The sequence below is a fragment of the Vibrio sp. R15-SG3-ISO1A genome (assembly GCF_059833955.1).
Genome location: NZ_JCBDGH010000046.1, coordinates 22,671 through 33,558, shown reverse-complemented (window position 1 = coordinate 33,558; position 10,888 = coordinate 22,671). Strand labels below are relative to the sequence as shown.

Here is a 10,888-nt window from a genome sequence, read left to right as displayed (position 1 = left end):
AGACAAAGAAGTCATCATTACACTCCCATGAGCAAAAAGAACGTCGAACCCATCAAACCGCAAGAAAAGGACACTCCGGCGAGCCTAATTCGCTGGCGCTTTTATTTGGTGCTCTTTATTGTGTTCTGCATTTTTATGGCGCTCGTTGCTCGTATTGCGTTTATTCAGGTGGTTGAGCCGGGTAACTTGATCAAACAGGGCGATCTTCGCTCAGTGCGCGCGAAAACCTTGCACTCGGCGCGCGGCATTATTTCCGATCGTAATGGTGAGCCGCTGGCGGTCAGTGTGCCCGTTGAGGCTGTATGGGCCGACCCTGTTAACATTTTCAAACATGGTGGCCTGAGCGATATTGATCGTTGGCACGCGCTGGCCGATGTATTGGGCCTTAAGCGCGAGGAGCTGATCGACAAAATCAATCGTAACCGCTCAAGACGCTTTGTCTATTTGCAACGGCAAGTTAGCCCAGCCATGGCCAATTACGTGCGAGAGCTGAAGCTGTCTGGCGTAGGACTAAAAGCGGAATCGCGTCGCTATTACCCCGCGGGCGAAGTCAGTGCGCACTTAGTGGGGGTGACGGGAATTGATGGTCACGGCCTCGAAGGGGTTGAGCGCAGTTATGATAAATGGCTCACCGGAGAGGCGGGTAAACAGATCATTCGTAAAGACCGTTATGGCCGAGTTGTTGAAAATATTTCACTCGAAGAGCGTGAAGAGGGCAAACCGCTTGAACTGACCATCGATCAGCGCATTCAAGCGATTGCGTATCGAGCGATTAAGCAGTCGGTCGCCGATCACCGTGCGACGTCAGGATCGGCTGTGGTCCTTGATGTACAAACGGGCGCGGTGTTGGCGATGGTGAATGCTCCGTCCTACAACCCCAACAATCGCAGTGACCTTCAATCAGCGAAAATGCGGAACCGCGTGATCACCGATGCATTTGAGCCGGGCTCAACCGTGAAACCCTTTGTGGTATTAGCGGCACTCGACAATGGCAGCGCCGATGCCAATACGGTCATCGATACCGGCAATGGCGTGTTTGAAATTGGTGGCAGCAAGGTCAGAGATACGTCGAAAGTGGGCAAAGCCGATCTGACGACCATCTTGCAGAAATCGAGTAACATCGGCGTGACCAAGCTGGCACTCGATATGCCGCTTGAGGCGCTGCTGGGTATGTACAGTTCGGTCGGATTTGGTCAACCTTCGGGATTAAATTTGGTCGGTGAAACCTCCGGTATCTTCCCCAATCGCCGTCGCTGGTCGAAGTTTGAAATTGCGACCTTATCATTCGGGTATGGCTTGACCATTACCCCGCTTCAACTGGCGCATGCGTATGCCACCTTGGGCAACTTCGGCGTCTATCAGCCAGTACACATCATAGAGAACAACCAACAAGATTTTTCACGTCAGGTCATTGACAGTGAGCACGCGAAAATGGTGTTGAGAATGCTAGAAACTGTCACACAGCCGGGCGGTACTGCAACCAAAGCGGCAGTGCCGGGCTATCGAGTTGCGGCGAAAACCGGCACATCGCGCAAAGCGATCGCGGGGGGGTACGGAGATGAATACTTCGCCTATACCGCGGGGGTTGCGCCGGCCAGCAAACCGCGAGTGGCGCTGGTAGTGGTGATTAATGAGCCTCAAGGTGATAACTACTACGGAGGCTCGGTCGCGGGTCCTGTGTTTGCCGAAATTCTCAAAGGGACATTGCAACTGCTCAATGTCGCCCCTGATGAAAACCGATTTAAAAATGAGTAAGTGAGAGAGCCAATGCCAACAACACTCACATTAACGCAATTATTACGACCTTGGCTTGAGCTGGGCGATGAGCTCGCGATACCCGTTCGCCAACTTGAGCTCGACAGTCGCCAAGTGACGAAAGGATCGACCTTCGTTGCCATCCAAGGTCACGCTTTGGATGCGAGGAAGTTTATTCCGGCTGCGATTGCTCAAGGGGCCAATGCCGTTATTGCACAGGCGTGTTCGCGTGCTCCACATGGTCTGGTGGAATACATTCAGTCAGTGCCCGTAGTCTATGTCGATGCACTTAATCAGCGTTTATCTCAGTTGGCGCTCTCCCTATATCCAGTCGCAGGGAACCTGCTGATTGGCGTCACCGGTACGAACGGTAAAACCACAGTGACGCAGCTCATCGCTCAATGGTTAGAGCTGCTAGGGCAGCGCGCGGCGGTACTCGGAACTGCGGGTAATGGTTTTCTCGAGAACTTGCAGCCTGCGGTCAACACCACAGGCAGTGCGGTGACGATTTGTCAGATGCTGTCTCAGCTTCAGCAGCGAGGTGCACACTACACTGCGATGGAAATCTCCTCTCATGGTTTGGTTCAAGGCCGGGTGAAAGCGCTTCCGTTTGCAGCGGGCGTGTTTACCAACCTAAGTCGTGATCACCTCGATTACCACGGCACGATGGATGAATACGCTCGTGCTAAGCGAATGCTCTTTACTGATCATGCCTGCCAGCACGCGATCATCAATGCCGATGACGCCGTCGGTGCCCAGTGGCTGACTGAGCTTGATCACGCGACGGCGGTTTCTCTCTCTCCAACGACCCACAAACGCGCCGTGTTTGCTCATCATGTATTGTATTCAGAACAGGGTATCGAGCTGCACTTTGATGGTCTCTATGGCCAAGGCGAGCTTCAGGTGCCCCTCATCGGCCAGTTCAATGCCAGTAACGTGCTTGTGGCGATGACGACGCTGCTTGAATTGGGTTTTGATAAATCGGCCTTGATGGCGACTGCGCCTCAACTAGAGCCCGTCATTGGACGTATGGAGTTGTTCGCTTCACCCGGGAAAGCGAAAGTGGTGGTCGATTATGCACATACGCCAGACGCATTAGAAAAAGCATTGCAAGCGCTGCGCGTTCATTGTCACGGCAAACTGTGGGCGATTTTCGGTTGCGGCGGCGATCGGGATACGGGTAAGCGTCCAATGATGGCTTCGATTGGTGAACAACTGGCTGATCAGGTCATTTTGGCCGATGATAACCCGCGCAGCGAGGATCCTAAGTCCATCGTGCAAGATATGCTGGATGGCATGGCGAAGCCACATCTAGCGATTGTCGAGCATGATCGCTATCAAGCCTTGCGTTACGCGCTAGCCAACAGCCAAGCGCAAGACATTATCTTGCTTGCAGGCAAAGGCCATGAAGATTATCAAGTTCTGGCAGATGAAACCGTGCACTACTCTGATCGTGAGTCGGCGGCAGAGCTATTGGAGTCTCCTTTATGATCACTATGATGTTATCTCAATTAGTCGAGCCACTGTCGGCGGAGTTGATTGGCCAAGATGTGGCGATCGAGAGTGTGTCGACTGACACGCGTGCTATCGAAACGGGCGCGCTGTTTGTTGCCTTGGTCGGTGAGCGTTTTGATGCGCACGATTTTGCGGCCAAAGCCGTTGAGTCCGGTGCGGCAGCGCTGTTGGTCAGTCGAGTTTTGCCGCTTGATGTCCCTCAGCTATTGGTCAAAGACTCCAAAGTGGCGCTGGGGCAGTTAGGCGCCTTCGTTCATCAGTTATGCCAAACCCCGACGGTGGCGATAACAGGAAGCTGCGGTAAAACCACGGTGAAAGAGATGGTCGCTAGCATCATGACTCTTCAAGGACAAGTGCTGTTTACTGCGGGTAACTTCAACAACGATATAGGTGTGCCGTTGACCTTGCTCCGCTCGAAGCCGGAAGATGATTACGCCGTGATTGAACTCGGCGCCAACCACATTGGTGAAATCGCCTATACGACCGCCTTGGTCAAACCCGATGTTGCCCTCGTGAACAACGTTGCAGCGGCGCATTTAGAAGGCTTTGGTTCGATTGAGGGCGTGAAGCAAGCAAAAGGGGAGATCTACCAAGGGCTTGCGCCTGGCTCAGTGGCGATCGTCAATCTCGATAGTCATGGTGGTGAGCATTGGAGCAGTGTCTTGGCCGATAAACAGGTCAAAACCTTTTCTATGACCGATACAAGCGCAGATTACTTTGCTACTCACGTGGTGTTAAACGCGATGGGTGAGGCAAGTTTTATTTTGCGCACGCCAAGTAGTGAGCTGAGCGTCAAACTCGGTATTATTGGTCAGCACAATGTTGCCAACGCACTGGCTGCGGCGGCTCTGGCGAAAGAGTTAGGTGCCAGCGATGAGATGATTGTCAAAGGGCTAGAAAATCTTGCCAAAGTGAAAGGGCGCGTTGAAACCGTCGCATTGACCGACGAGATTCGTCTTATCGATGACAGCTACAACGCCAGCGTCCCCGCCATGAAAGCGGCGGTGGATCTCTTATCGAGTTTTGATGGGACGCGCTGGCTAATTTTGGGGAATATGGCAGAGCTTGGTGACGAAAGCCTTGCACTTCATCGTCAAGTCGGTGAACATGCTGCCCCCTTTAACTTCCCTTATGTGTTGACCTATGGTGATGACGCAGAGGTTATCAGCCAGGTTTGCCAGGGGACACATTTTTGCTCTCATGAGAGCATGATTGATTATATTAAGCAGCAGATAAAGACGCACCAAGGGCCACAAACTTTGCTGGTCAAAGGTGCCAATAGCGCCGGTATGTTTAAAGTCGCGGCTGCTGTGAAGGAGATGTTTGCATGATTATTTGGCTTGCGGAGCTGCTACAGCCATACTTTTCATTTTTTCGCCTGTTCGAATATTTGTCGTTCCGAGCCATTGTCAGTGTTTTGACGGCCTTAGCGATCTCTTTGTGGATGGGGCCTCGTATGATTCGCCGTTTGCAGATGTTGCAAATTGGTCAGGTGGTGCGTAACGAAGGGCCAGAGTCACACTTTAGTAAGCGTGGCACGCCAACCATGGGCGGTGTAATGATCTTAACAGCGATCATGACAACGGTTCTGCTCTGGGCGGATCTGGCTAACCCATATGTTTGGGCTGTGCTCGCCGTACTTGCGGGCTACGGCGCAGTCGGGTTTGTCGATGACTATCGCAAAGTCGTGCGCAAAAACACCGATGGCTTGATCGCGCGTTGGAAGTATTTCTGGCAATCCGCGATCGCATTAGTGGTGGCGTTTGCACTTTATGCTCACGGTAAAGATACCGCGGCGACACAACTGGTGGTGCCCTTTTTCAAAGACATTATGCCGCAGTTAGGTCTGTTCTATATCGTGTTGACTTATTTTGTGATTGTCGGCACAAGTAACGCGGTCAATTTAACCGATGGTTTGGATGGGTTGGCGATCATGCCAACGGTACTGGTTGCTGCAGGTTTTGCCGCCATTGCCTGGGCCACTGGTAACGTTAATTTTGCCAATTACCTGCACATTCCATACGTGCCTCACGCATCAGAGCTAGTCGTCGTGTGTACGGCGATCGTGGGAGCGGGGCTAGGCTTTTTATGGTTTAACACCTACCCTGCACAAGTCTTTATGGGCGATGTTGGTTCACTGGCTCTTGGCGGTGCGCTTGGTACGATTGCCGTGTTGGTGCGTCAAGAGTTTGTATTGGTGATCATGGGCGGCGTGTTTGTGATGGAAACCTTATCGGTGATCCTTCAAGTGGGCTCATACAAACTGCGTGGACAGCGTATTTTCCGTATGGCGCCGATTCACCATCACTACGAGTTAAAAGGCTGGCCGGAACCTCGGGTTATCGTTCGTTTTTGGATCATCTCTATCGTACTTGTTTTGATTGGACTAGCGACGCTGAAAGTTCGCTAATCCCCGCTTTGTTTCGCCAATAGGATAAAAGGAATGGCCATGCGCGAGTCTATTCATGCCAATCCCTCTCGATGGGAGTCGATTCACCACGTCGTCGTGGTTGGCTTGGGTATCACCGGTTTGTCGGTGGTGAATTACCTTAAGCGTTTACCGAATGCGCTCGACATTAAGGTGATCGATACGCGCCAGTGCCCGCCGGGTCAAGAGTCGCTGCCGAGTGATGTTGCATTGCACAGTGGTGGATGGCAAACGCAATGGCTAGAGGGGGCAGACTTGGTCGTGGTTAACCCGGGTATTGCGTTGGCGACGGCTGAGATTCAGCAAGTGATTGCCAAGGGCACGCCAGTCGTGGGCGACATTGAGCTATTTGCTTGGCATGTCAGCAAACCGGTGATCGCGATTACTGGCTCGAATGGCAAAAGTACCGTCACAGATCTGACCGGTGTGGCGGCGAACGCTGCGGGCGTCAAGACCGCCGTGGGTGGAAACATCGGCGTTCCCGCGCTGGATCTGCTAAATCAAGAGGCGGATCTTTACGTTCTTGAACTGTCGAGCTTTCAATTAGAGACGACCTCTTCTTTGCATCTAGTGGCCGCGGCTTTTCTCAATCTGAGTGAAGACCATATGGACCGCTACTCTGGAATGGCGGCGTATCGTGCGGCCAAACTGCGCATTTTCGACCATGCTATCAAAGGGGTTGTGAATGCAGACGACAAGCAAACCTACCCAGATCACAACGCTTGCGACCTAGTGACGTTCTCACTCAAGCAAGAGGCGGATTACCATTTACGTCAATCTCAAGGTCGTGACTGGATTGTATGTCAAGATAGTCCTATTTTAGCGACCGATGAGCTTGCTCTGGTGGGCCAGCACAATGTTGCGAATGTGATGGTGGTATTGGCGCTGCTGAATCAAGCGGGTATAGAGCTCAAGGGAGCCTTACCGGCTATCAAGGCTTATCAAGGTTTAACACATCGTTGCCAAGTGGTGGCTGACAAACGCGGCGTTAAGTGGGTCAATGATTCTAAAGCGACCAATGTTGCCAGTACGTTGGCGGCGCTATCTGGGCTCTCCTTGACAGGACGACTCTACCTACTTGTCGGCGGTGTCGGCAAAGGGGCGGATTTTTCCGAATTGGCATCGCCACTGTCGAAGCTCAACGTGCAGCTTTGCTGCTTTGGCGTGGATGGTGAGGCGTTTATGCCCTTGCACCCTAGTGCAAAACGATTTGACCGTATGAGTGATGTGATTGAGTGGGTCGCCCCTCAGCTCAGCGAGGGTGACATGGTGATGCTTTCACCGGCTTGTGCGAGCTTTGATCAGTTCAACAACTTTATGGCGCGCGGTGATGCATTCCGCGAGCTTGCTCTCACCTACGCATAACAGCACAGCAAGGACGATATGCCGATTTCCAGTGCCATCCACAGAGTGCAACATTGGCTCACCAGTGACAGCCCAGACTCACTGTACGATCGACAATTGGTCTGGATTGCGCTTGGGTTAATGTTGACAGGTCTGGTGATGGTGACATCCGCATCGTTTCCTATCAGTTCACGTCTGACTGACCAGCCTTTCCACTTTATGTTTCGCCATGCGCTGTTTCTTGTCCTCGCGCTCGGAACGTCCGCGGTTATTTTACAAGTTCCGATGCGCAAATGGCTCGACTACAGTACTTGGTTGCTGCTGCTGTCTATTTTCTTGCTGTGCGTGGTGCTGGTGGCGGGAAAATCAGTCAATGGCGCCTCACGTTGGATTCCGCTAGGACTGTTTAACTTACAGCCTGCCGAAGTGGCGAAACTGTCACTGTTTATTTTTATGTCCGGATACTTAGTGCGTAAACGCGATGAGGTTCAATCGAGCTTCTTTGGTGGGTTTATTAAGCCCATCATCGTGTTTGGGACATTAGCCGGTTTGCTGCTTCTTCAGCCCGATTTAGGCACCGTTATCGTGATGTTGGTGACGCTGTTTGGCATGCTGTTTATCGCCGGAGCCAAGCTGACTCAGTTTCTTGCCTTGATGGTGGTCGGCATTTCAGCGGTAGTCGGATTGATTTGGATCGAGCCTTACCGCATGCGCCGCGTCACCTCGTTTCTCGACCCGTGGGAAGACCCTTTCGGCAGCGGTTACCAATTGACGCAGTCATTGATGGCTTTTGGCCGAGGTGAGTGGTTTGGTCAAGGCCTTGGTAATTCAATTCAAAAGCTCGAATACTTACCTGAAGCGCACACGGACTTTGTGTTTGCCGTGTTAGCGGAAGAGTTGGGCTTTGTTGGCGTTGTGCTCGTGCTAATGCTGATTTTTAGCTTGGTGATCAAAGCCATTTTTATTGGCAGAAAAGCGTTTGAGCACCAGCATCTTTTTGGCGGCTATCTGGCATTTGGTATCGGCATTTGGTTTGCGTTTCAAACCTTAGTCAATGTCGGTGCGGCGGCCGGTATGGTACCGACCAAAGGTCTCACTTTGCCGCTTATCAGTTACGGCGGATCTAGCTTGATTATCATGGCGGTGGCCGTCTCTATCTTACTTCGCATTGACTTCGAATGCCGGGTTGATGCGCCTGACTCAACACAGAAATCGAATAATGACTCAGACTAAAAAACTTATGGTCATGGCCGGCGGTACGGGCGGTCATGTTTTCCCGGGCTTAGCCGTTGCCAAAAAACTTCAGCAGCAAGGTTGGGAAATTCGCTGGCTAGGGACTGCGGATCGAATGGAAGCCGAGTTGGTACCGAAACACGGTATCGATATCGACTTTATCAAAGTCAAAGGCTTGCGTGGACAGGGGTTAGCGAAACTTCTCGCGGCGCCGTTTCAAATCATCAATGCGATCTTTCAGGCCAAAGCGCACATGAAACGCTGGCAACCGGATGTGGTATTGGGCATGGGCGGCTATGTCAGTGGCCCAGGTGGCGTGGCAGCGAAACTGTTGGGCATTCCAGTAGTACTGCACGAGCAAAATGCGGTTGCAGGTCTCACCAATCAATGGTTATCACGTATTGCGAGCAAGGTGTTTCAGGCGTTTCCGGGTGCATTTACTCATGCAGAAGTGGTGGGGAACCCTGTGCGTGAGGATGTAATTTCACTGCCAAGCCCGACAGTGCGCATGAGTGAGCGTAGCGATGAGATTCGTATTTTGGTTATGGGTGGCAGTCAAGGTGCGCGGATTTTAAATCAAACCTTACCTGAGGTGATGGCCAACCTAGGAAGTGGTTATCAAGTTCGCCATCAAGCGGGTAAAAATAACGCGGATTCTGTGAAAAAAGCCTATCAAGATCAAAACGTCGATCAGGCTGAAGTGGTGGAATTCATCGATGATGTTGCCGCGGCATACGCTTGGGCCGATCTTCTGGTCTGCCGCTCTGGTGCGTTGACGGTGTCGGAAGTGTCAGCGGCGGGGGTCGGGGCGATTTTTATTCCCTTTATGCACAAAGATCGCCAACAAGCGTTGAACGCGGATCATCTGGTAGAATGCGGCGCCGCAAAAATGATTGAGCAGCCGGCGCTCAGTGTGGCGTCATTGACCGAAGGTATTCGCCATCTGAGCCGTGATGATCTTCTCTCTATGGCAGAGAAGGCACGCGCGGCCGCCAAACTTGACGCTGATACAGTGGTGGCAACGGCGATCATCGAACTGGCACAGAAATAGAGAACGATTATGACAATTCAACATACACAAGATTTGGCGCAGATTCGTGCCATGGTGCCAGAAATGCGCCGCGTGAAATGCATTCACTTTATCGGCATCGGTGGTGCGGGTATGAGTGGCATCGCAGAAGTGTTGCTCAACGAAGGCTACCAAATCACGGGGTCAGATATCGCAGAGAATCCGGTTACGCAGGGGCTCGCGCAAAAAGGGGCGACGATTTATATCGGTCACCATTCAGACAACGTCGCCAACGCCAGTGTGGTGGTTGTCTCTACTGCCATCAACGAGCAAAACCCAGAAATTAAGGCTGCCCGTGAAGCCCGTATCCCTGTGGTTCGCCGCGCAGAAATGTTGGCTGAGCTGATGCGTTTTCGTCACGGTATTGCGGTGGCGGGCACACATGGTAAAACCACGACAACGGCCTTGGTCACGCAGATTTATTCTGAAGAAGGCTTAGACCCGACGTTCGTCAACGGTGGCTTGGTCAAAAGCGCGGGAACCAATGCGCGATTGGGCTCTAGCCGTATCTTGATTGCGGAAGCGGACGAAAGCGACGCTTCATTTCTCCATTTGCAGCCTATGGTCAGTATCGTTACCAATATTGAAGCGGATCATATGGACACCTATGGCGGCGATTTTGAAACGCTCAAACAAACGTTCATCGATTTCCTGCACAACCTGCCGTTTTATGGCCAAGCGATTTTGTGTGTCGATGACCCGGTCGTGCGTGAACTGATTCCTAAAGTGAGCCGCCAAGTGATTACTTACGGTTTCTCGGAAGATGCCGATGTGCGCATTGAAAACTATCGCCAAGAAGGCCAGCAGGGCAAGTTTACTGTCGTACGTAAACATCGCGCTAACCTAGACATTACCCTGAATATTCCGGGGCGCCATAATGCGCTCAATGCATCAGCGGCCATCGCCGTGGCAACGGAAGATGATGTCAGCGATGAGGCGATTTTACGCGCCATGGCAGGCACTCAAGGAACCGGCCGCCGCTTTGATCATCTAGGTGAGTTCGAAACTGGCAAGGGACATGCAATGCTGGTTGATGATTATGGCCACCACCCGACAGAAGTGGATGTCACCATTCAAGCCGCGAGAAACGGTTGGCAAGAAAAGCGCTTAGTGATGATCTTTCAGCCTCACCGTTACAGCAGAACGCGAGACCTCTACGATGATTTCGCCAACGTGCTGGAACAAGTGGATGTCTTGATCATGCTGGATGTCTATGCGGCAGGTGAAAAGCCCATTGCTGGTGCAGATGGTCGATCACTGTGCAGAACGATTCGTTCACGTGGCCGTATTGACCCAATTTTTGTCCCAGACAGCAGTACGTTACCTTCCGTTCTTGCGAATGTCTTACAAGACGGTGACTTAGTGCTTACTCAAGGGGCTGGGGATGTCGGTAAAGTGGCAAAACAGTTGGCGGCTTTTGAGTTAAATATCGATAAGATGCGTCAGGCGTAGATTTAAGGGTGAAAAATCGTGGTTTGATGCACTTTCTGTGTTTTAAGCGGCGATTTCTCACTTTCAGTATTTGATACTTTCAGTGACGCCAG

The 10,888-nt window shown here is 52.0% G+C and carries 8 protein-coding genes; all 8 read left to right on the top strand.

What is annotated here, in order from left to right; genetic code table 11:
• Positions 1–27 precede the first annotated feature (27 nt).
• Genes AC6R0L_RS06915 through murC form a run of 8 tightly spaced genes read left to right on the top strand, consistent with a single transcriptional unit; the run spans position 28 to position 10,796 of the window.
• Complete coding sequence (locus AC6R0L_RS06915) at positions 28–1,755, top strand: penicillin-binding transpeptidase domain-containing protein (RefSeq protein ID WP_487901324.1); 1,728 nt, start codon at positions 28–30, stop codon at positions 1,753–1,755.
• 12 nt (positions 1,756–1,767) lie between these two features.
• Positions 1,768–3,246, top strand: coding sequence for a UDP-N-acetylmuramoyl-L-alanyl-D-glutamate--2,6-diaminopimelate ligase (gene murE / locus AC6R0L_RS06910; protein WP_500628696.1), 1,479 nt, complete (start codon positions 1,768–1,770; stop codon positions 3,244–3,246).
• On the top strand, positions 3,243–4,601 hold the full coding sequence (locus AC6R0L_RS06905; RefSeq protein ID WP_500628695.1) for a UDP-N-acetylmuramoyl-tripeptide--D-alanyl-D-alanine ligase: 1,359 nt from the start codon (positions 3,243–3,245) through the stop codon (positions 4,599–4,601). The genes murE and AC6R0L_RS06905 overlap by 4 nt, the downstream gene beginning before the upstream one ends.
• On the top strand, positions 4,598–5,680 hold the full coding sequence (mraY, locus tag AC6R0L_RS06900) for a phospho-N-acetylmuramoyl-pentapeptide-transferase (RefSeq protein WP_334554339.1): 1,083 nt from the start codon (positions 4,598–4,600) through the stop codon (positions 5,678–5,680). The genes AC6R0L_RS06905 and mraY overlap by 4 nt, the downstream gene beginning before the upstream one ends.
• Before the next feature lie 39 nt (positions 5,681–5,719).
• Positions 5,720–7,063 (top strand): UDP-N-acetylmuramoyl-L-alanine--D-glutamate ligase, encoded by a 1,344-nt coding sequence (gene murD, locus AC6R0L_RS06895; protein WP_500628694.1) that lies wholly within the window; start codon positions 5,720–5,722, stop codon positions 7,061–7,063.
• Between the two features lie 18 nt (positions 7,064–7,081).
• Positions 7,082–8,275 carry a cell division protein FtsW gene (gene ftsW / locus AC6R0L_RS06890; protein ID WP_487901320.1) on the top strand — a complete coding sequence of 398 codons (1,194 nt, stop codon included), beginning with the start codon at positions 7,082–7,084 and terminating at the stop codon, positions 8,273–8,275.
• Positions 8,262–9,326, top strand: coding sequence for an undecaprenyldiphospho-muramoylpentapeptide beta-N-acetylglucosaminyltransferase (murG, locus tag AC6R0L_RS06885; RefSeq protein WP_500628693.1), 1,065 nt, complete (start codon positions 8,262–8,264; stop codon positions 9,324–9,326). Before ftsW ends, murG begins: the two co-directional genes overlap by 14 nt.
• A gap of 9 nt (positions 9,327–9,335) precedes the next feature.
• Positions 9,336–10,796 carry a UDP-N-acetylmuramate--L-alanine ligase gene (murC, locus tag AC6R0L_RS06880; protein ID WP_500628692.1) on the top strand — a complete coding sequence of 487 codons (1,461 nt, stop codon included), beginning with the start codon at positions 9,336–9,338 and terminating at the stop codon, positions 10,794–10,796.
• The last annotated feature ends 92 nt before the right edge of the window (positions 10,797–10,888 follow it).

Coding starts and splice junctions, on each gene's coding strand:
- AC6R0L_RS06905 (WP_500628695.1), top strand. CDS start 3,243: ATGATCACTATGATGTTATCTCAATTAGTCGAGCCACTGTCGGCGGAG.
- AC6R0L_RS06915 (WP_487901324.1), top strand. CDS start 28: ATGAGCAAAAAGAACGTCGAACCCATCAAACCGCAAGAAAAGGACACT.
- mraY (WP_334554339.1), top strand. CDS start 4,598: ATGATTATTTGGCTTGCGGAGCTGCTACAGCCATACTTTTCATTTTTT.
- murE (WP_500628696.1), top strand. CDS start 1,768: ATGCCAACAACACTCACATTAACGCAATTATTACGACCTTGGCTTGAG.
- murD (WP_500628694.1), top strand. CDS start 5,720: ATGCGCGAGTCTATTCATGCCAATCCCTCTCGATGGGAGTCGATTCAC.
- ftsW (WP_487901320.1), top strand. CDS start 7,082: ATGCCGATTTCCAGTGCCATCCACAGAGTGCAACATTGGCTCACCAGT.
- murG (WP_500628693.1), top strand. CDS start 8,262: ATGACTCAGACTAAAAAACTTATGGTCATGGCCGGCGGTACGGGCGGT.
- murC (WP_500628692.1), top strand. CDS start 9,336: ATGACAATTCAACATACACAAGATTTGGCGCAGATTCGTGCCATGGTG.